Below are 19,746 nucleotides of genomic sequence, written 5' to 3'. Positions count from 1 at the left end.
ATTAACCCCCGGTTACCGGTGGAAAGAAAGCGACTTCATCACCGGCACGCAGTGGATGTTCGGCCGCCACCAGGGATTGGTTCACCGCCGTCAGCAGCTTGCCGGACTCCAGTGCCAGCGCCCAGCGATCGCCGCGTTCGCACAGCGCCTGGCGCAGCGCCTCTACCGTTGGGTAGTCCGCCGGCATCGACAAATCACCGGTGCCGACCAGTTCGCGCACCTGGGCAAAAAACAGAATGTTAATCATAGTTCCACCTTAAAATCACCGGATTTACCGCCGCTTTTCGCCAGCAGCCGCACCGGGCCGATCACCATGTCTTTTTGTACCGCCTTGCACATGTCGTAAATGGTTAACGCGGCTACCGACGCGGCGGTCAAGGCTTCCATTTCAACGCCGGTCTTGCCGGTCAACCGGCAGCAGGTTTCAATCCGCACCCGGCTGTGTTCCGGCTGCGCTTCCAACTGCACTTCAACCTTGCTCAGCATCAGCGGGTGACACAGCGGGATCAGCTCCCAGGTGCGTTTCGCCGCCTGAATACCGGCAATGCGCGCCGTGGCAAACACATCGCCCTTGTGATGGCTGCCATCGATAATCATCGCCAGCGTGGTCGGCAGCATTTCAACAAAGGCCTCGGCGCGCGCCTCGCGCACCGTCTCTGCCTTGGCGGAAACGTCGACCATATGGGCTTCGCCCGCGGCGTTAATGTGAGTTAGCTGCGTCATGGTTTTTATTTCTTCAGATGTGGCAGGAAATTGCACGGGCGGTGACGCGCGTCCAACTGCTCTTCAATAATGCGTTCCCAGGCGGTGCGGCAGGCGCGGGTTGAGCCAGGCACGGCAAAAATCACCGTCTGGTTGGCCATACCGGCCAGCGCGCGCGACTGGATAGTGGCGGTGCCAATCTCTTCATAGGACACCATGCGGAACAGTTCACCGAACCCTTCCACTTCACGATCGAACAGCGGCAATAGCGCTTCCGGGGTATTGTCCCTGGCGGTAAAGCCGGTGCCGCCGGTGATCAACACCGCCTGAATCTGTTCATCAGCGATCCACGCAGAAACTCGAGCGCGGATTTGATAAATATTGTCTTTAACGATGGCGCGATCCACCACCTGGTGCCCGGCTTCAAGTGCCGCTTCCTGCAGATATTGGCCCGAGGTATCTTCCGCTTCACCGCGACTGTCCGAAACGGTCAGAATAGCGATATGCGCCGGAATGAACTCACTGCTGGCATGACTCATTGCTTGCTCCCGTGCAATTGGAAAAATTTATCCGCCGATAAACGACAGATTCTGCGTGATGCCACTGTTGCCCTGGTGCAGGAAGTGGGTTTGCTTTTTGGTCCGCAGCCCGCCCTGAATGCGATCTTTCAACTCTTCAAGCTGGCCGTCATTCACCAGCAGATCGCGCAGGTTGATGCCCTGCTCACCAAACAGGCACAGATGCAGATTACCGATGGCGGAAACCCGCAGCCGGTTGCAGCTGGCACAGAAATCTTTTTCGTACGGCATGATTAAACCCACTTCGCCCTGGTAATCCGGGTGGCTAAACACCTGCGCCGGGCCGTCGCTGCGGCCGCGCGGTTGCAGTTGCCAACCCTGCTGCTCCAGTTGCGAACGGATCACTTCGCCAGACACGTGGTGTTTGCGGAACAAATCGCCGCCTTCGCCGGTTTCCATCAGTTCGATAAAACGCAGTTGGATCGGACGGTCTTTTATCCAGTGCAGGAAAGCGCCCAGTTGCTGATGGTTAACGTCACGCATCAGCACCGCATTGACCTTGACCTTGCTGAAGCCGGCGGTAAAGGCAGCGTCGATGCCCTCCATCACCTGGCGGAATTTATCCTGGCCGGTAATGGCGTGAAATTGACGGGGATCCAGGCTGTCGACGCTGACGTTAATCGCCGTCAGGCCGGCATCACGCCAGGCGGCAACGTCGCGCGCCAGACGGTAACCATTGGTGGTTACGGCAAGCTGGCGAACCGCCGGGTTTTCACGCACGGCAGCAATGATCTCGGTAAAATCGCGACGCAGCGAAGGCTCACCGCCAGTCAGGCGCACCTTTTCGGTGCCCAGCTCGGCGAAGGCACGGCTAACGCGGCGGATCTCATCGAGCGACAAGAAGGTTTTCGGGCTGCCGTTGGGGCGATAGCCATCCGGCAGACAATAGGTGCAACGAAAGTTACACACGTCGGTGATCGACAGGCGCAAGTAATAGAACTTGCGCTCATAAGCATCAATGAGTTGCGGCACCATAACACCTTCCAAAGTCGGGAGATGCGAGCGTTTCCACTCTGCACCCTGGTGGCTGACTTCGCCACGGCCCAAGCGCCATATTGTTTACAAGAACAACGTAGGCCCAGAGGCTAGGAGTTTTGATTTCAGTTCCCGCAGGCTGAGTAGCCAGAACGAAACCGTGGTTTTCATCAGAATTCTAGCGCTAAACAAAGGCGATAGCCAACGCCCAATTTCGCTATATACTTGTGTATACAGCGTTTTTACGCGCTTCCAAATCTGGTAAACCATGATAAACACCCTTTACGCAGATGAATTGACCGGAATCACGCAAATCACACTCTTTTTCGCGTTTTTACGCCAAATCCGCTACTTTATGCGGGCAGTTAAGCCCCTTTGTAAGGAAATTTATGCGTAATCGTACCCTGGCCGATCTCGATCGGGTGGTGGCATTAGGTGGTGGCCATGGTCTTGGCCGCGTGATGTCTTCCCTGTCGTCTTTAGGATCCCGTTTAACCGGTATTGTCACCACCACCGATAACGGCGGTTCCACTGGCCGTATTCGCCGCTCGGAAGGCGGCATTGCCTGGGGCGATACCCGTAACTGTCTGAATCAGTTGATCACCGAACCGAGCGTCGCCTCGGCGATGTTCGAGTACCGCTTTAGCGGCAATGGTGAACTCTCGGGGCATAACCTCGGTAACCTGATGTTAAAGGCGTTGGATCATCTCAGCGTACGCCCATTGGAGGCGATCAATCTGGTGCGTAGCCTGCTGAAGGTCGACGCGGCGCTGATCCCAATGTCTGAGCAGCCGGTAGATCTGATGGCGCACGACCATGAAGGCAACCACGTCTACGGGGAAGTGAACGTCGATCAACTGACCGTCATGCCGCAGGAATTAATGTTGTCACCACGCGTCAACGCCACACGAGAGGCGCTGGACGCCATCGCACAGGCCGATGTGATCCTGATTGGGCCCGGCAGCTTCCTGACCAGCCTGATGCCGCTACTGCTGCTCGAAGATCTGACGCAGGCCCTGCGCCGCAGCAGCGCCAATATGATTTATATCGGCAATCTGGGGCGCGAACTGAGCGTCGCGGCAGCCGCCTTGACGCTGAAGAACAAACTGGAGCTAATGGAAGAGAAAATTGGCCGCCAGATGATCGACGCGCTGATTGTTGGGCCGGCGGTCGATGCCAGCGAAGTGCAGGATCGGGTGGTGATCAAACAACCGCTGGAAGCGACCGACATCCCTTACCGTCACGATCGCCAGTTGCTGCGCCAGGCACTGGATCAGGCATTGATCGAGCTGGGCAAGCGCGGCTAAGGGCCTTACTGGCCGCCGCGCAACCACGGATTATCGCTGGCGGCCTTCTCGACCATATCGATATACAGATCTTCCACCTGCTTGCGCGCCCACGGCGTGCGGCGCAGAAACTTCAGGCTGGATTTAATGCTGGGATCGCTGCTGAAGCAGTTGATGCGAATGCGTTCAGCCAGCCCTGACCAGCCGTAGTTCTTCACCAGTTTGTTCAAAAGTTGTTCCAGAGTGACGCCGTGCATCGGGTCTTTGGACTGGTGTTCGGTCATGGTCTGCGGCTCGTAGTAGTCAATTGGCCGCACACCATAATCAGCTTTGGCGGAGGCGACAAGGATTTTATGTTTGGCAGGGGCACCCTCAGCAGCGCCCCAAGCGGTCACGAAATAGCGATAAACTGCTCACGCAGCTGGTGGATTTCATCACGCAAGCCCGCCGCCAACTCGAACTCCAGGTTCTGTGCGTGGGTATACATCTGCGCTTCCAGTTCGCGGATTTTTTGATCCAGGGCTTTTGGCGTGAGGTTTTGGTATTGCCCGGCGTTTTCCGCCGCCTTGCCCTTACCTCGCCCCTTGCCGCGATTGCCTGGTTTGCCCAACTGCAGAATATCGGAAACTTTCTTGTTCAGACCCTGCGGCACGATGCCATTTTCTTCATTGAATGCCTGCTGTTTGGCGCGACGACGTTCGGTCTCGCTAATCGCCCTGGCCATAGAGTCGGTAATTCTGTCGCCGTAGAGGATCGCTTTACCGTTGAGGTTACGCGCCGCACGGCCAATGGTCTGGATTAACGAACGTTCGGAACGCAGGAAGCCTTCTTTATCCGCGTCCAAAATCGCCACCAGCGACACCTCAGGCATGTCCAACCCTTCACGCAACAGGTTGATACCCACCAGCACGTCAAACTCGCCCAGGCGCAGGTCACGAATGATTTCGACCCTTTCCACGGTATCGATGTCCGAGTGCAGATAGCGTACCCGCTCGCCATGCTCTTCGAGATATTCGGTCAGGTCTTCCGCCATGCGTTTGGTCAGGGTAGTGACCAGTACGCGTTCGTTGATGGCCACCCGCTTGCGAATTTCAGACAGCAGGTCATCCACCTGGGTGGTCACCGGCCTGACTTCTATTAGTGGATCCAGCAAGCCGGTAGGGCGAACCACCTGATCGATAATATCGTCACCGGACTTCTCCAGCTCATATTTACCCGGCGTGGCAGACACGTAGATCGTTTGTGGTGCCAAGGCTTCGAACTCTTCAAAACGCATCGGGCGGTTGTCCAGCGCAGACGGCAGGCGGAAACCGTATTCTACCAGCGTCTCTTTACGCGAACGGTCGCCCTTGTACATAGCGCCGATTTGCGGAATGGTGACGTGGGATTCATCGACCACCAGCAGGCCATCCGCCGGTAAATAATCAAACAGCGTCGGCGGTGGCTCGCCCTCTTTACGTCCGGACAGGTAGCGCGAGTAGTTTTCAATACCGGAGCAGTAGCCCAGTTCGTTCATCATCTCCAGATCAAACTGGGTACGCTGAGTCAGGCGCTGTTCTTCCAGAAGCTTGTTATTGGCCAACAGCACTTTGCGCCGTTCGGCCAGATCCACTTTGATCTCTTCCATCGCCTGCAGGATCCGCTCACGCGGCGTCACGTAGTGCGACTTCGGATAAATGGTAAAGCGTTGTACCACCTGTTCGATCTGGCCGGTCAGAGGATCAAACAGCGAAAGTCGCTCGACTTCCTCATCAAACAGTTCAATGCGCAGCGCCAGTTCGTCCGACTCAGCCGGGAAGACGTCGATCACCTCACCACGCACGCGGAAGGTCGCGCGCTGGAAGGCCTGATCGTTACGGGCATATTGCAGCTCTGCCAAACGACGCAGGATCGAACGCTGATCGATGATCATACCCTTGGTCAGGTGCAGCATCATCTTCAGATACAGATCAGGATCGCCCAGACCGTAGATCGCCGATACCGACGCCACCACGATCACATCGCGGCGCTCCAGCAATGCCTTAGTCGCGGAAAGACGCATCTGCTCGATGTGTTCGTTCACCGCGGCGTCTTTTTCGATAAAGGTGTCGGAGCTGGGTACGTAGGCTTCCGGCTGGTAGTAGTCGTAGTAAGAAACAAAATACTCGACCGCATTCTCGGGAAAGAACTCTTTCATCTCGCCGTACAGCTGAGCCGCCAGCGTTTTGTTAGGTGCCAGCACCATTGTGGGCCGGTTGAGATCGGCTATCACATTGGCGACGGTAAATGTCTTGCCCGAACCGGTAACGCCCAGCAGCGTCTGGTGTGCCAGGCCGTCTTCCAGGCCCTCTTCCAGCTTGCTGATGGCCTGCGGCTGATCGCCGGCCGGCTTGAATTCGGAATGCAGTTTGAAAACTTTACTCATATACCCTTCGTCTTTCAAATTGCCGCGTTGCTACCGGCTGTCGTGGTGAGCGGGCGCAGCATGCAGCGCCCCTACCTGGAGATGTGCGCGCTCAGGCGGCCATGGAGCTAATGCTCGATGAATGGCCTCTAATTATGGAAAGCCCCGGCGATTTTTGCCAGTGCCCATGATACTGGATATAAAACCAGCTTCAAGCGATTCGTCGCTTTAGCGTGCGTCAAATCAGGCGGAATGCACCGTCGGGGTTACAGCCGCGTGACATTTTTATTGTCAATAACAGATTTATCCCCAAAATCCGTCACGAATTAACTTATTGATAGCACTGCGACCAAAAATCATACATAGATACTTCATCAATACATTAGCCGCTTGATTTTAGTTAATTTATTGATAAATAATGATTTTATAAAAAAGACGAGATTGCGGACAAAGCGAACACAACCCGCGTCCGCTCTCGCTTTAAACCGGTTTTCTAAATCTAATGCACAAGGTTATCCACAGGAATAGTGGATAACTCTCACCGCCCCGCCCCGGCTGGGAGTTGCAGAAAGAACGCTTTTTGCCGTTTCTGTCCGCCAAGATGGCTTTTTTAGTTATTTTTTCACAATAATATCGCTTTGGTTATGCCGATTAATGCTAAAAAACACCATTGCCAAAAACGGATTTATCTCATTGTTGCCATCACCTGATGCATCTTGCTACAACCGACGAAATAGTTTGCACCATAAGCATTCTTCGCAGCACTGGAAGAGTGCAAAAATCGTCCGCGTTAACTTTCCCCGCTATTTTCACCTGGTCCGCCAGGCCTGCCCTGGCGCGCAAAACCGTTAACAAGGCAATAACAATCCTATTTTTAGCGGTTTTATAAAGTTGGCCCAAGGGTTGCATCACCCTTGAGCGGCAAAAGTACGGTCGGGATAAATATCCGGGCAGTAATGGCGAAATGATCCGCTGTCATTTCGCGGCCAAGCGGGAGTAAAACAACCGTCTTTTACTTGATAAAGACCAAAGAGCGCGGACAAGCCGACAATAACGGCGATTTTTGGCTATGTATCACTTGTTTTACCCGAATTTAAACTGCCTGGTAAAAGGCAGTCATTCAGCATTTCATTCTGGACATTAAAACACTCGGGAAAGAAACCGCTACTGTGAAAACGATAGCAAGGAGTGGAATACAATTCTTTGAGGAGAATGCCGGATGTTGAGTTTAAGGTCAGTGAATCAGTTTTACGGACAAACCCATACTCTGTGGGACATCAATCTGGAGCTACCACGCGGCCAGTGCACGGTGCTCATCGGGCGTAACGGCGTAGGCAAAACCACGCTGGTGAACTGCATCATGGGGCATTTGCCGGTGGTCAGTGGCAGCATGACCTGGCAGTTGGCGGATGAACCGCCACAAAACCTGCTGCAACAACCGGTGGAAACCCGCACGGCGCTGGGGATCAGCTATGTGCCGCAAGGGCGGCAAATCTTTTCGCAGCTCAGCGTAGAGGAAAACCTGCAGGTAGCGCTGATGGCCGGCCGCGATAAAAACCGCCGCATCCCGCCTTTGATTTATAACCTGTTCCCCAACCTGCGAGAGATGCGCAGCCGCAGAGCCGGCGATTTATGCGACGGCGAACAACAACAACTGGCGATTGGTCGCGCCCTGGTGCTGGAGCCTGAGTTGCTGATCCTCGATGAACCCACCAGCGGTGTGCAGCCAACGATCGCCGCCGATATCGGCAACGTTGTCCGCAAGCTTAACCGCGAACTGGGCATGACCATCCTGCTGGTGGAGCACAAGCTGCCGTTTGTCCGCCGGGTAGCGGACCGTTTTTGCCTGATGGACCAGGGGCGCAGCGTCGCAGATGGCACGCTGGAACAGTTGGACGAGGAATTGATTAATGCCTATCTGGCAGTTTGAAGAGGCAATGAGGCGGGGAAAATTATACTTCCCCTTCTCAATTATAAAACGCTTAAATCCAGATAGTGCCCCAAAGCCTGCCGTTCGGGCTCGGCCAGATGGGGGATCTCACCGAGCAATGGCGCAGGCAGCATACGGCGCAGCGTGGCCAGATATTCCTGATGACGGCGACCCGGTGGGCTGACGTCATTGGCGATCCAACCCACCAGCGACAACCCTGCCTGTTTGATAGCCTGTGCGGTCAGCAGCGCATGGTTAATACAACCCAGTTTGATGCCCACCACCAAAATCACCGGCAGTTGCTCCTGCTGCACCCAATCGGCAAAGGTATGTTGCTCAGAAAGCGGCGTAAACCAGCCCCCGGCGCCTTCGACCAGCAGCCAGTCGGCTTTTTGTTCCAGATGGCGTAACCCGGCGGAAAGCTGGGCCAGTTCGATCGGCCGCCCTTCATCGGCGCTGACAATATGCGGTGAAGTCGGTTCGGCGAAAACGTAAGGGTTTACTTCCTGGTAACTTAGCGCAACCGCACTGTTAGCCTGCAACGCCAGCGCATCGCCGTTACGCAAGCCTTCGGCGGTCATCTCGCTGCCGGAAGCCACCGGTTTATAACCCACAGTACGGTAGCCTGCCAGATTGGCGGCCTGCAACAAGGCACTGCTGGCCACGGTTTTGCCCACTTCGGTATCGGTGCCGGTGACAAACCAACGCTTAATCACGATAAATCACTCCATAAACCAAATGATAACTGAGCGGAAACTGCCCGCGCCGGCGGGGGTAAGCCGCCTGTAAGGCCGCAAGCCGTCGGCGCGACAGCAGCCCGGCATCACGCCCCTGGTGCAAATGGGTCGCCCCGATCCCCTTGAGCGATCGCATCAGCGCCATCACATCCGGGTAATTCAGGGTTTGCCACTCCACTTCCAACTGGTGACGGTAGTCGGCGCAGGCGGCGCTAATCTGCGTCAGCGGCAGAAAATCATTCACATGACGTTCGCCGTCCACCTGCTGCCAGGCATCGCCCAGTTCGCCCAGCGATCCTTGCGCCAGCGTAGAAAACAAAATCACACCGCCAGGGCGGGTGACCCGATATAGCTCCGACAGCGCGCGTGGCAGGTCGCTGCACCATTGCACCACCAGGCTGCTGTAGCAGATATCCACGGCAGCATCGGGCAAGGGCACATTTTCGATATCCCCCAGCAGATAATGATCCGCCGCCTGCTGCTGACGAGCAAACGCCAGCATGCCCGGCGCCAGATCAAGTGCAGTCACCTGCTTGCCGAGTTCGCGCCAGCGGCGACTAAAATGGCCGGTACCACAGCCCGCATCCAGCAGTTGTACGCCCGGGTGTTCCAGCCCCATCCCCAGCAAGCGCTCACCAACATCACGTTGCAGCACCGCCGCCGTGTCATAGCTGGTTGCCGCACGACTGAAGGCCGAGGCCACCGCCTGCTTATTGACTGATTCAAACGCTGACGTCATGCAATACCTCCAGCAGACGATCGATATCCTGCGGCTGATGCGCCGCCGTCAGGGTAATACGCAAGCGCGCACCGCCCGGCGGCACCGTTGGCGGGCGGATAGCACTCACCCACAGGCCCTGTTTGCGCAGGTTTTGCGCCAGATCGAGTGCCCGTTGGTTATCGCCCACCAGCAAAGGTTGAATAGCGGTAACCGACTCCGTCAGGGTCAGCGATAACTGGGCCGCCCCTTGCCGGAAACGCTGAATATTGTCCTGCAGTCGGGCGCGCAATTCATCGCCCTGCCGGATGCAATGCAACGCCGCCTGCAATGCGCAAGCCTGTGCCGGTGGCATCGCGGTGCTGTAAATCAGATGGCGGGCAAACTGCAGCAGGTATTCGGCGGTAGGATCATCGCACAACACTGCCGCCCCGCTGAGGCCAAAGGCCTTACCGAAAGTGACCACCAACAGCTCGGGCCTTACGCCCTGCTGCCAGCAACTGCCGCGCCCCTGCTCACCGTGCACGCCGATACCGTGCGCGTCATCCACCATCAACCAGGCACCCGCCGCGCGGGTCAAACGGTGCAGCTCCGCCAGTGGCGCACTGTCACCGTCCATGCTGAACACCCCTTCGGTCACCGCCAACATCTGGCCGTCGCAGGGTTTGGCCAGTAAATCAGCCAGCGCCTGTGGCTGATTATGGCGAAAGCGACGCAACTGGGCCGGTGAGTGGGCCGCGGCCTCCAGCAAAGAAGCATGGCTGAGCCGGTCGGCTAAAATGCGATCCTCGGCCTGCATCAGAGCCGCCAGCAGCGCCTGGTTGGCGGCATAGCCAGAGATAAACAGCAACGCTCGCGGGTAGCCAAGCCAGTCCGCCAGTTGCTGTTCCAGCACCTGATGCGCCGTAGAAAAACCGGTAACGTGGCCAGAGCCCCCACTACCGACACCATACTGCTGCGCGCCCTGCTGCCAGGCCGCGATCACCTGGGCATTCTGGCTCAGGCCCAAATAGTCATTGCCGGAGAAATTCAGGTAATGCTCGCCATTAAGCTGAATATGGCGACCATTGCCGCCCTGATTCACCTGGCGACGGCGGTAAGCGGCGCTCTGTTGCCGCTCCTCCAGCGCCTGTTCAATGCGTTGTTGCCAGCTCATTACAGTGCCGCGTTGTAAAACTCAGCGGTATCGGCCTGCATCAACTGTGCAGCCAGTGCCTGTTGTTGCTGGTTGTCGCCGTGCTCGGTTTCGGTCTGCTGCGGGTTCAGGCCCAGTTTGCGGAACAGTTGCAGATCTTTGTCCTCTTCCGGGTTCGGCGTCGTCAGCAGTTTGCAGCCATAGAAGATGGAGTTGGCACCCGCCATAAAGCACATCGCCTGAGTTTGCTCGTTCATCTGCTCGCGACCGGCGGACAGACGCACGTAAGAAGCCGGCATCATGATGCGCGCCACCGCAATGGTGCGAATGAAATCAAAGGGATCGACGTCTTCGTTATCGGCCAGCGGCGTGCCTTTGACCTTCACCAGCATGTTGATCGGTACGCTCTCCGGTGGCGTCGGCAAATTGGCCAACTGCACCAGCAGCCCGGCGCGGTCACGCACCGTTTCACCCAGCCCGACAATGCCGCCGGAACAGACTTTAATGCCCGCCCCACGCACCTTGCCCAGGGTATCCAGACGTTCCTGATAGCTGCGGGTGGTGATGATGTTGCCGTAGAATTCCGGCGAGGTGTCCAGGTTATGGTTGTAGTAATCCAGCCCGGCATCCGCCAGCCGTTCCGCCTGCGTGCCATCCAGCGTGCCCAGCGTCATACAGGTTTCCATGCCCATCGCCTTCACCCCTTGCACCATCTGCTGCAGGTAAGGCATATCGCGCTCGTGCGGGTTTTTCCACGCCGCACCCATGCAAAAACGGGTCGATCCATTCGCCTTGGCCTTGCGCGCCGACTCCAGCACCTGCTCCACCTGCATCAGCCGCTCCGACTCCAGGCCGGTTTTATAGCGCGAGCTTTGCGGACAGTACTTGCAGTCTTCCGGACAGGCGCCGGTCTTGATTGATAACAGCGTGCTCACCTGTACCTGACGCGGGTCAAAGTGCTGGCGGTGAACCGTCTGGGCTTCAAATAACAGTTCGAGCAGGGGTTTATCAAACAGGGTCTGGGCAAGACCCACTGTCCAGTGAATGCGATCGGCCATCATGGCGTCTCCAAATGAAAAAAGTGTCGTCAGTTTAATTATTGTGGATATACTGTCAACCATTATGAACTTGATTTGGTTTACAATCATGTCTATCACTCATTCAGACCTTGAGTTCGATCAGCGCCATATCTGGCACCCTTACACCTCCATGAGCCATCCGCTGCCCTGTTATCCGGTAGAAGCCGCCAGCGGGGTTGAACTGCAGCTGGCCGATGGCCGACGTTTGGTGGACGGCATGTCCTCCTGGTGGGCGGCCATTCACGGTTATAACCACCCGCAACTGAATCAGGCCGTCACCCAACAGCTGGAAAAAATGTCGCACGTGATGTTCGGCGGCATTACCCATCCTTCTGCGATTGCTCTGTGTCGCCAACTAGTGGACATGACGCCGGAGGCACTGCAATGCGTATTTCTGGCAGATTCCGGTTCGGTGGCGGTAGAGGTGTCGCTGAAGATGGCACTGCAATACTGGCAGGCTCGCGGGGAACGGCGGCAACGCATTTTGACCCTGCGCCACGGCTACCACGGCGATACCTTCGGTGCGATGTCGGTGTGCGACCCGGATAACTCGATGCACAGCCTGTATCAGGGCTATCTGGCGCCGCACCTGTTCGCCACCGCGCCGCAGTGCGGTTTCGATCAGGCCTGGGATGAGAACGATATCGCCCCCTTCGCCGCGTTGATGGAACAGCATGCCGGGGAAGTGGCAGCGGTGATCCTCGAACCGGTGGTTCAGGGGGCAGGCGGCATGCGCATCTACCACCCGACCTATCTCAAGCGGGTGCGAGAGCTGTGTGACCGTCATCAGGTGCTGCTGATTGCCGACGAAATTGCCACCGGTTTTGGTCGCACCGGCAAGCTGTTTGCCTGTGAACATGCCGACGTGGTGCCGGATATTCTGTGCCTGGGCAAGGCGCTGACCGGCGGCTATATGACGCTGTCGGCTACCCTGACCACGCGCCACGTGGCGGAAACCATCAGCAACGGGGCAGCCGGTTGCTTTATGCACGGGCCAACCTTTATGGGTAACCCGCTGGCCTGCGCAGTAGCCAACGCCAGCCTGTCGCTGTTGGCGGAAAACCGTTGGCAGCAGCAGGTCGCCGCCATCGAAAGCCAATTAAAACAGCAGTTATTGCCGCTGAAGGCGCTGCCAAAAGTGGCGGATGTGCGGGTGTTAGGGGCGATCGGCGTAGTAGAGATGCGTGAATCTGTGGATGTGGCGCAGCTACAGCGTGGCTTTGTCGAGCGCGGCGTTTGGATCCGGCCATTCGGCAAACTGATTTATTTGATGCCGCCGTTCATCATTGAACCTGAACAACTCAGCCGTTTGACCGCCGCCGTAGCGGCCGCGGTAGAGTAATTGATTACCAATGCTGGTCCAAATAACGGGCCAGCCACACCAGGGCCCCCACCCACAGCAGAATGATCATCACCGCCGCCATCCGGCCGGTAGGATTATCGATTCGCCGTTGTGCTTTCTCGCGAAACTCCACCATCAGCGGTTTGGGGATCAGCCACACCGCCAGCATGATACCCAACGGTACGATAATCACATCGTCCAGATAGCCCAATACCGGAACAAAATCCGGGATCAGATCTATCGGCGACACCGCGTAGCCTGCAACCAACAGAGCGACCAATTTGGCATACCAGGGTGTACGCCGGTCACGAGCCGCCAGCCACAATGCATAAATGTCGCGCTTGATACCCCTGGCCCAGCGACGCAGCCAGCCAAACCACGGCGTGCGTTTTTTGAATGAAATCATGATTACTTCATATAAGAACGTAAAACCGTCATCAGTTGTTCGATGTCCTGCTCGCGTTGCTGCGGTGTAGAATCCTCCGCAGCGAGATGCTCACGCACGTGGCCTTCCAGCACCTGCGCCATCAAACCGTTTACCGCACCACGCACCGCCGCGATCTGCTGCAGAATAGCAGAACATTCACCGCCATTCTCCAATGCCCGCTCCAATGCTTCCGCCTGCCCTTTTATACGACGCACCCGCGCCAACAGCTTTTTCTGATCTTTAATGGTATGGCTCATCGGCATCATCCAATTGTTATTTAATATACTGGGGTATAGTATATTTGAGTCTTCTACACTTTGCTGAGATCCGAGATTATGACGCCACTCCCCCTCACTTTGCGCCGCGAGCACAGCCATGTTTTCGACGATGGTAACCCATTGGCCGAAAGAAACACCAGATGGGCTGTGATACTCACCGCCAGTATGATGGTCATTGAAATCGCCGGCGGCTGGATGTTCAACTCAATGGCGCTGCTGGCCGATGGCTGGCACATGAGTTCTCACGCACTGGCACTCGGCCTTTCCGTGTTGGCCTACAGCGCCGCCCGTAAACTGGCAAAAGACCGCCGGTTCAGTCTGGGGACCTGGAAAATTGAAGTACTGGCCGGTTACACCAGTGCCGTGCTGCTGGTGCTGGTCGCGGCACTCATGCTGTTCCAGTCGGTGGCGCGTCTGCTGGATCCCAGCCCCATCCATTATAACCAGGCGATTGTCATTGGTATCGTCGGGTTGGGGGTCAACCTGGCCTGCGCCTGGCTGTTACGTGGCGGCGGCCATGACCACCACCATCATGATCATGGGCATGGACATACTCATGACCATCATCAGGACCTTAACCTGCGTTCTGCGTATATCCATGTGATCGCCGATGCGGCGACCTCGGTACTGGCGATTGTCGCCCTGTTTGGCGGCAAACTGTGGGGCGCCAGTTGGCTCGACCCACTGATGGGGATTGTCGGCGCAGTGTTGGTCGCGGCATGGGCCTACAGCCTGATGCGCGACAGCGGCAAGATCCTGCTGGATGCCGAAATGGACGCACCGGTAGCGGAAGAAATTCGTCAGGAGCTGGCGGACTCCGGCCACGTGCTGGCGATTACCGATTTACACCTTGGCCGCATCGGCAAAGGCAAATACCAGTGCGTGCTGGCGCTGAGCAGCGCAGACAACGCCCTTACTGCCGATCGCGTGCGTCAACTTTTAGCCGTTCATCAGGAACTGGTACACATCACGGTAGAGATCAATCGGCCGCCACTGGCGCAAGGGGTTGTATTGTTCCGGCAAAACAGTCTAGCTTAAGGCTCTGCTTTTACCGACAACAGGGAGTCACCATGACTTTTCGTTTGTACAGCAATGAGTTGCAAGACGGCGCAAAAATGCCGGAGCGTCAGGTGTTTAACGGCATGGGTTATCACGGCGATAATCTGTCACCGCATCTGGCCTGGGATGGCGTGCCGGAAGGCACCAAGAGCTTCGTGATCTCGGTTTACGATCCCGATGCCCCGACCGGCTCCGGCTGGTGGCACTGGGTGGTCGCCAATATCCCGGCGACAACGCGAGAACTTCCGCCGGGCGCTGGCTCCGGCAAAGGTGGCTTACCGGCCGGTGCTATCGAGACCCGCACCGACTTTGGTTCTGCCGGTTACGGCGGCGCGGCCCCACCGCAGGGCGAAAGTCACCGCTATCAATTCACCGTACATGCGCTGGACGTAGAAAACATTGAGGTGGATGAAGGTTCCAGCGGTGCTCTGGTGGGTTTTAACGTGCACTTCCATAGCCTCGGCAGCGCTTCACTGACCGTGAAATACAGCTGATTTTTTGGCAAAAAAAGGGGCGAAAATCTTCGCCCCCAGGTTTTACTTAGCCAGGATGCTTACCCACATCGGCCCTTTCCCTACCGGGTACCTTGCCAGCGTGGTCAGCTTGCCACTGGCCTGATCTATCTCATACACCCCGATATGACCGGATTTCTGGCCGGACGAAATCACAAAGCGGCCGCTGTGGTCGATATTGAAACCGCGCGGCTGCTCTTCGGTCGGATGATAACCGACCACCGACAAGGTACTGCCATCTTCGGACACGCTGAAAATAGTCAGGATGCTGGCGGTGCGGTCACTGGTGTACAGGAAACGGCCGTTTGGCGTGATATGAATATCCGCCGCCCAGCGGGTGCCGTTGAAATCGGCCGGCATGATATCCAGCGTTTGCACCAGAGTATATTTGCCTCCGTTTTCGCTGATGGCGAACACGTCTACCGTGCCATCAAGCTCGTTCACACAGTAAGCATATTTGTCGTTATGGTGGAATGCCATATGACGCGGGCCAGCGCCGCCGGCCGTCGCCACGGCTTCCTGGGCGTACGGCGTCAGTTCACCTTGCAAGTCCAGATTGAACAGGCGGATGCGGTCTTCTTTCAGACAAGGCACCAGCAACAGTTGATTGGTCGGGTCGATATTGGCCGAGTGCGGCGCGGTCAAACCGTCGATCTGCTGGATAGGTGCTACCACCACGCCGTCATGGCCGATCGGGCTGACACTGGCACAGTTGCCGCTGTAAGAAGCGGAGAACAGATAACGCCCCTGCAAATCGGTAGAAATATGGGTTGGGCTACCTGGCAGCGGTGCCATACCGGCCTGTTGCAGTTTGCCGTCCGCCTCAAGGCGATAGCTGACAATACCGAAAGCCGGACGCACACCCACGTACAGATGCGTTCTGTCCGGGTGGATCGCCATCGGTTGTACCTGGCCCGGGGCTTCGACGGTCTGCAGCAACTCTAACGCACCCGCGTCGCTTAACTGCCACACGTGAATTTGTTGGCTTTCCGGGCTGGCGACATAAACGATTTGCTTCATGAATGCTCCTTGAATAGGGTAAAAGAGAAACCGGTTTCAGGTTTTTCGGTTTCCCCTAGCTTACCTCACATCCGTGACGCGTTGCAGATGAAATCTGTGCGGTTTTATCCGCCGCTTATCCGGTGTACCATCGGTTTAATTTTGTTGCTAACTATAATGAGATCCCTATGAGCTACCGCGTCATTGCCCTCGATCTGGATGGCACCTTGCTGGACAACCAAAAACGCATTTTACCGCAGTCGTTGGCAGCCCTGGCCCAGGCGCGTGCCGCCGGCGTCAAGGTAGTGGTAGTCACCGGTCGCCATCATGTGGCGATCCACCCGTTCTATCAGGCGCTGGAGATAGACACTCCGGCAATCTGCTGTAACGGCACCTATTTGTATGACTTCCAGCAGAAAAAAGTGCTGGCAGCCGATCCGCTGGCAAAAGATCAGGCCAAGCTGGTGTTGCAGATGCTGAAACAAAGCGACATTCATGGCCTGATGTACGTGGACGACGCCATGCTGTATCAGGAGCCGAGCGGTCACGTCACCCGTTCATTGGCCTGGGCAGAAACCCTGCCACCGGCGCAACGCCCAACGCTGTTGCAGGTTAACAGCCTGGTTCAGGCGGCCGATGAGTCGCAGTCGATCTGGAAGTTCGCCACCTCGCACGCCGATATTCCTGCGCTGCGTAGCTTTGCCGAAACGGTAGAAAAAGAGCTGGGACTGGCCTGCGAATGGTCGTGGCACGATCAGGTCGATATTGCCAAAGGCGGCAACAGCAAAGGGAAACGCCTGCAGCAATGGGTGGAGTCACAGGGTTTAAGCATGAGCCAGGTGGTGGCCTTCGGGGATAACTACAACGATCTCAGCATGCTGGAAGCGGTAGGTCTGGGCGTCGCGATGGGCAACGCCGATGACGCAATCAAACAACGCGCCGATCTGGTGATTGCCGATCACCTGCAGCCTGGCATTGCCGACGTCATCCGCACTCGAGTTTTAGGTCAGTAATGCCATTGCCCTCCCCACCGGGAGGGCTGAATTCAACGCGCCTCGCGGCTGATCGACACGCTTTTCACCTGTGCATACAGCCACTGCCCCGGCCGGATCGCCAGTTCGTCACGCGCCCACGGCGTAATTCGCGCCCAGAGTACGCTTTCTCCTACCGCCAGCTTCACCTCTACCTGCCCGTCAACGTCCAGACATTCGGTCACCTTAGCCGGCAAGACGTTGCGAATACTGCTGTTGACCGGCGGTTGCAATACCAGCGAAACATCGGCCGCGTTGATACGGATACGCAGTTGGGCACCGAGAGCGGCGTCGACGCCGCTGACCCACAAACGTTGATCACCCAGTGCCAGCGCCGTCATCGCATAACGCGTGTGATGTTCAATCACGCTGACGCGCAGCACGCTGCTCTGATCCTCGCGCTGCAGCCAGGGCCGCAACGCGCTGCTGGCCCACACCTCCTCCAGCCCGCCGAACGCCCGTACCTGGCCGCTATCGAGCACCATCACCTGTTCCGCCAGACGCAGAATTTCGTCCATGCTGTGGCTGACGTAGAGGATGGGGATATTCACGTCCTGCGCCAAACGTTCCAGATAGGGCAACAGTTCGCGCTTGCGTGGCAAGTCCAGCGAGGCCAGCGGCTCGTCCATTAACAGCAATTCCGGCGCGGTCAGCAAGGCACGACCAATCGCCACCCGCTGTTTTTCACCGCCAGACAGCGTCAACGGCAGGCGATTAAGCAACGGACCGATGCCCAGCAGCTCGACAATACTGTCGAACTGCGCGCGCATACCGGCCGCCATACCGTATTGCAGGTTGCCGCGGACCCGGTAATGCGGGAACAGACGCGCGTCCTGAAACACGTAGCCAATGCGGCGTTTTTCCGGCGGCAGGCACAGGCCACGCTCGGTATCCACCAGCGTACGGCCATTGAGCACGATACGTCCCTGCTGCAAGCGGGTCAGGCCGCCGATGGCATTGATTAATGAGGTTTTACCGGCGCCGGACAGACCAAAAATCGCGGTAATGCCCTGAGCGGGCAGATCGGCGCGCACGTTAAGGTTCAGCGCGCCAAGGCGTTGGGAGAAATCCAGCTCCAGCATTTACACGCCCATCCGCTTGCGGCCCCAGCGGGCCAGCCACTCGGAAACCATCAGTGAAACCAGTGACAGCACAATGGCAATCACGCACAGACGCGCCGCGGCAGCTTCTGCCCCCGGCGTTTCAATCAGGGTATACATCGCCAGCGGGATGGTGCGCGTCTCGCCGGGAATATTGGAGACAAAGGTAATGGTGGCACCGAACTCGCCCAGCGAACGGGCAAAGGCCAGCACCACGCCAACAATCACCCCCGGCAACGACAGCGGCAGCGTAATGGTGAAAAACACCCGCCATGGGTTGGCCCCCAGGGTTCTGGCAGCCTGCTCCAGCCGGGTATCCACCGCTTCCAGCGCCAGCCGAATGGCTCGCACCATCAGCGGGAACGCCACTACCGCCGAAGCCAGCGCGGCACCGCGCCAACTAAAGCTGAAACTGAAACCGAACAAGTGGAACAGCCATTCGCCAATCACACCGCGCCGCCCCATGGCGATCAGCAATAAATAGCCGACCACCACCGGCGGCAGTACCAGCGGCAGATGAATAATACTGTCCAGCAGCGACTTGCCGGGAAAGCGGCAGCGTACCAATACCCAGGCCATCAGAATGCCAAAGGGTAAGCTGCATACCACCGCCAGGGCAGACACTTTCAGGCTCAGCTCAACCGCCTGCCACTCGTACTCACTCAAAATCATTTCCGCGGGGAGAATCCATAATGTTTGAAAATAGCCGCCGCTTCCGGGCTCTTCAGGTAGCTGTAGAACGCGCTGACGGCCGGTGTTTGATGGCCTTTAACGATCGCCATCGGGTATTCAACCGGTTTGTGGCTGTCTTCCGGGAAGATGGCCACTACGCTGACTTTATCACTGGCTACCGCGTCTGAGCCATAAACAATGCCCAGCGGCGCTTCGCCACGTTCCACCAGCGCCATGGCACTGCGTACGTTGTTGGCACGCGCCAGTTTAGGCTCCAGGGCGGTCCAGGCCCCCAGATTTTGCAATGCTTCCTTGGCATAGATGCCGGCCGGTACGTGATCCGGGTCGCCCACCGACAGGCGGCCGCCATTGAGCAATTTCGCCCAGTCAGTCTGCTTATCGAGCGTGATTTTAGCCTGTTTGGCCTCTTTGGCGGCGATCAGCACCAGTTCGTTCCCCAGCAAGGTGTAGCGGGTGTCTTTGACCATCTGCTGTTTGTCGATGGCATAATCCATCCACTGTTGATCGGCGGAGATAAACAAATCGGCCGGAGCGCCCTGCTCTATCTGGCGTGCCAGCGTGGAAGAGGAAGCGAATGAGGAGACGACCTGAACATCCTTGCCCTTCTGATACTCCGTCGCGATGTCCTGCAAGGCATTAGTTAACGACGCCGCGGCAAAAACGGTCACTTTCTCCGCCGCAGAAGCCTGCATAACCATACCGGACATCAATACGATACCGCCGACCCACTTGGTCCATTGCTGTTTCATCAGAGTGCCTCCGGGAAACCTCGGCCTTCAGGC

The 19,746-nt window shown here is 57.2% G+C and carries 22 protein-coding genes and 1 riboswitch; of the genes, 6 read left to right on the top strand and 16 right to left on the bottom strand.

Features of this window, described 5'->3' with window-relative positions; translation table 11 throughout:
• Window position 1: 1 nt before the first annotated feature.
• The 4 genes from moaD to moaA form a co-directional block, all read right to left on the bottom strand.
• Window positions 2-247 (bottom strand): molybdopterin synthase sulfur carrier subunit, encoded by a 246-nt coding sequence (gene moaD / locus E5C26_RS06780; RefSeq protein ID WP_135315605.1) that lies wholly within the window; start codon window positions 245-247, stop codon window positions 2-4.
• Window positions 244-723, bottom strand: coding sequence for a cyclic pyranopterin monophosphate synthase MoaC (gene moaC / locus E5C26_RS06775; RefSeq protein WP_126481028.1), 480 nt, complete (start codon window positions 721-723; stop codon window positions 244-246). The genes moaD and moaC overlap by 4 nt, the downstream gene beginning before the upstream one ends.
• A gap of 5 nt (window positions 724-728) precedes the next feature.
• The gene (moaB, locus tag E5C26_RS06770) at window positions 729-1,241 is read right to left on the bottom strand and encodes a molybdenum cofactor biosynthesis protein B (protein WP_135315604.1); all 513 of its coding nucleotides are present in this window, start codon (window positions 1,239-1,241) and stop codon (window positions 729-731) included.
• A 27-nt stretch (window positions 1,242-1,268) separates the two neighbouring features.
• Window positions 1,269-2,252 (bottom strand): GTP 3',8-cyclase MoaA, encoded by a 984-nt coding sequence (gene moaA / locus E5C26_RS06765; RefSeq protein ID WP_012005754.1) that lies wholly within the window; start codon window positions 2,250-2,252, stop codon window positions 1,269-1,271.
• A riboswitch (molybdenum cofactor riboswitch) is annotated at window positions 2,242-2,384 on the bottom strand. (Overlaps the previous gene by 11 nt.)
• A 260-nt stretch (window positions 2,385-2,644) precedes the next feature.
• Here moaA and yvcK point away from each other — a divergent pair.
• The gene (gene yvcK, locus E5C26_RS06760) at window positions 2,645-3,562 is read left to right on the top strand and encodes a uridine diphosphate-N-acetylglucosamine-binding protein YvcK (RefSeq protein WP_135315603.1); all 918 of its coding nucleotides are present in this window, start codon (window positions 2,645-2,647) and stop codon (window positions 3,560-3,562) included.
• A 5-nt stretch (window positions 3,563-3,567) separates the two neighbouring features.
• Here the strand turns inward: yvcK and E5C26_RS06755 are convergent, their stop codons facing one another.
• Both E5C26_RS06755 and uvrB read right to left on the bottom strand, forming a co-directional pair.
• Window positions 3,568-3,825 (bottom strand): VF530 family DNA-binding protein, encoded by a 258-nt coding sequence (locus E5C26_RS06755; RefSeq protein ID WP_135315958.1) that lies wholly within the window; start codon window positions 3,823-3,825, stop codon window positions 3,568-3,570.
• A gap of 107 nt (window positions 3,826-3,932) precedes the next feature.
• On the bottom strand, window positions 3,933-5,945 hold the full coding sequence (gene uvrB / locus E5C26_RS06750; RefSeq protein WP_135315602.1) for an excinuclease ABC subunit UvrB: 2,013 nt from the start codon (window positions 5,943-5,945) through the stop codon (window positions 3,933-3,935).
• A gap of 1,198 nt (window positions 5,946-7,143) precedes the next feature.
• Here uvrB and E5C26_RS06745 point away from each other — a divergent pair.
• Window positions 7,144-7,854 (top strand): ATP-binding cassette domain-containing protein, encoded by a 711-nt coding sequence (locus E5C26_RS06745; RefSeq protein WP_135315601.1) that lies wholly within the window; start codon window positions 7,144-7,146, stop codon window positions 7,852-7,854.
• 41 nt (window positions 7,855-7,895) lie between these two features.
• Here the strand turns inward: E5C26_RS06745 and bioD are convergent, their stop codons facing one another.
• The 4 genes from bioD to bioB are packed head-to-tail and all read right to left on the bottom strand — an operon-like array spanning window position 7,896 to window position 11,502.
• Window positions 7,896-8,570: a dethiobiotin synthase gene (bioD, locus tag E5C26_RS06740; protein WP_135315600.1), complete on the bottom strand. Its 675-nt coding sequence runs from the start codon at window positions 8,568-8,570 to the stop codon at window positions 7,896-7,898.
• Entirely contained in the window at window positions 8,563-9,330 is a 768-nt protein-coding gene (gene bioC, locus E5C26_RS06735) for a malonyl-ACP O-methyltransferase BioC (protein WP_135315599.1), read from the bottom strand. Before bioC ends, bioD begins: the two co-directional genes overlap by 8 nt.
• On the bottom strand, window positions 9,314-10,465 hold the full coding sequence (gene bioF, locus E5C26_RS06730; protein WP_135315598.1) for an 8-amino-7-oxononanoate synthase: 1,152 nt from the start codon (window positions 10,463-10,465) through the stop codon (window positions 9,314-9,316). Before bioF ends, bioC begins: the two co-directional genes overlap by 17 nt.
• The gene (bioB, locus tag E5C26_RS06725; RefSeq protein WP_012005745.1) at window positions 10,465-11,502 is read right to left on the bottom strand and encodes a biotin synthase BioB; all 1,038 of its coding nucleotides are present in this window, start codon (window positions 11,500-11,502) and stop codon (window positions 10,465-10,467) included. The genes bioF and bioB overlap by 1 nt, the downstream gene beginning before the upstream one ends.
• A gap of 88 nt (window positions 11,503-11,590) precedes the next feature.
• Here bioB and bioA point away from each other — a divergent pair, with 88 nt between their 5' ends.
• Complete coding sequence (gene bioA, locus E5C26_RS06720) at window positions 11,591-12,865, top strand: adenosylmethionine--8-amino-7-oxononanoate transaminase (RefSeq protein WP_135315597.1); 1,275 nt, start codon at window positions 11,591-11,593, stop codon at window positions 12,863-12,865.
• Between the two features lie 4 nt (window positions 12,866-12,869).
• On the opposite strand, the gene E5C26_RS24945 is transcribed toward bioA, so the two are convergent.
• Window positions 12,870-13,271 (bottom strand): YkvA family protein, encoded by a 402-nt coding sequence (locus E5C26_RS24945; RefSeq protein ID WP_135315596.1) that lies wholly within the window; start codon window positions 13,269-13,271, stop codon window positions 12,870-12,872.
• A 2-nt stretch (window positions 13,272-13,273) separates the two neighbouring features.
• Complete coding sequence (locus E5C26_RS06710) at window positions 13,274-13,549, bottom strand: metal/formaldehyde-sensitive transcriptional repressor (RefSeq protein ID WP_135315595.1); 276 nt, start codon at window positions 13,547-13,549, stop codon at window positions 13,274-13,276.
• Window positions 13,550-13,627: 78 nt separating this feature from the next.
• On the opposite strand from E5C26_RS06710, the gene dmeF reads away from it, so the two are divergent.
• Window positions 13,628-14,608, top strand: coding sequence for a CDF family Co(II)/Ni(II) efflux transporter DmeF (gene dmeF, locus E5C26_RS06705; protein WP_135315594.1), 981 nt, complete (start codon window positions 13,628-13,630; stop codon window positions 14,606-14,608).
• A 32-nt stretch (window positions 14,609-14,640) separates the two neighbouring features.
• Window positions 14,641-15,123: a kinase inhibitor gene (locus E5C26_RS06700; RefSeq protein ID WP_135315593.1), complete on the top strand. Its 483-nt coding sequence runs from the start codon at window positions 14,641-14,643 to the stop codon at window positions 15,121-15,123.
• Between the two features lie 42 nt (window positions 15,124-15,165).
• Here the strand turns inward: E5C26_RS06700 and pgl are convergent, their stop codons facing one another.
• A complete protein-coding gene (pgl, locus tag E5C26_RS06695) occupies window positions 15,166-16,161 on the bottom strand; it encodes a 6-phosphogluconolactonase (protein WP_135315592.1) in 996 nt (331 codons plus the stop codon).
• A gap of 167 nt (window positions 16,162-16,328) precedes the next feature.
• Between pgl and E5C26_RS06690 the strand changes: the two genes are divergently transcribed.
• A complete protein-coding gene (locus tag E5C26_RS06690; protein WP_135315591.1) occupies window positions 16,329-17,153 on the top strand; it encodes a pyridoxal phosphatase in 825 nt (274 codons plus the stop codon).
• 32 nt (window positions 17,154-17,185) lie between these two features.
• Here the strand turns inward: E5C26_RS06690 and modC are convergent, their stop codons facing one another.
• The 3 genes from modC to modA are packed head-to-tail and all read right to left on the bottom strand — an operon-like array spanning window position 17,186 to window position 19,713.
• Window positions 17,186-18,253, bottom strand: a complete 1,068-nt coding sequence (modC, locus tag E5C26_RS06685; RefSeq protein ID WP_135315590.1) for a molybdenum ABC transporter ATP-binding protein ModC — start codon at window positions 18,251-18,253, stop codon at window positions 17,186-17,188.
• Window positions 18,254-18,943 (bottom strand): molybdate ABC transporter permease subunit, encoded by a 690-nt coding sequence (gene modB / locus E5C26_RS06680; RefSeq protein ID WP_135315589.1) that lies wholly within the window; start codon window positions 18,941-18,943, stop codon window positions 18,254-18,256.
• Window positions 18,940-19,713 carry a molybdate ABC transporter substrate-binding protein gene (gene modA, locus E5C26_RS06675; RefSeq protein WP_135315588.1) on the bottom strand — a complete coding sequence of 258 codons (774 nt, stop codon included), beginning with the start codon at window positions 19,711-19,713 and terminating at the stop codon, window positions 18,940-18,942. The genes modB and modA overlap by 4 nt, the downstream gene beginning before the upstream one ends.
• Window positions 19,714-19,746: the final 33 nt, after the last annotated feature.

It is taken from the genome of Serratia proteamaculans, assembly GCF_004684015.1.
Classification (GTDB): domain Bacteria; phylum Pseudomonadota; class Gammaproteobacteria; order Enterobacterales; family Enterobacteriaceae; genus Serratia; species Serratia proteamaculans_F.
The sequence above is the reverse complement of the archived record's forward strand: the minus strand, read 5'-3'. Positions and strand labels throughout refer to the sequence as shown.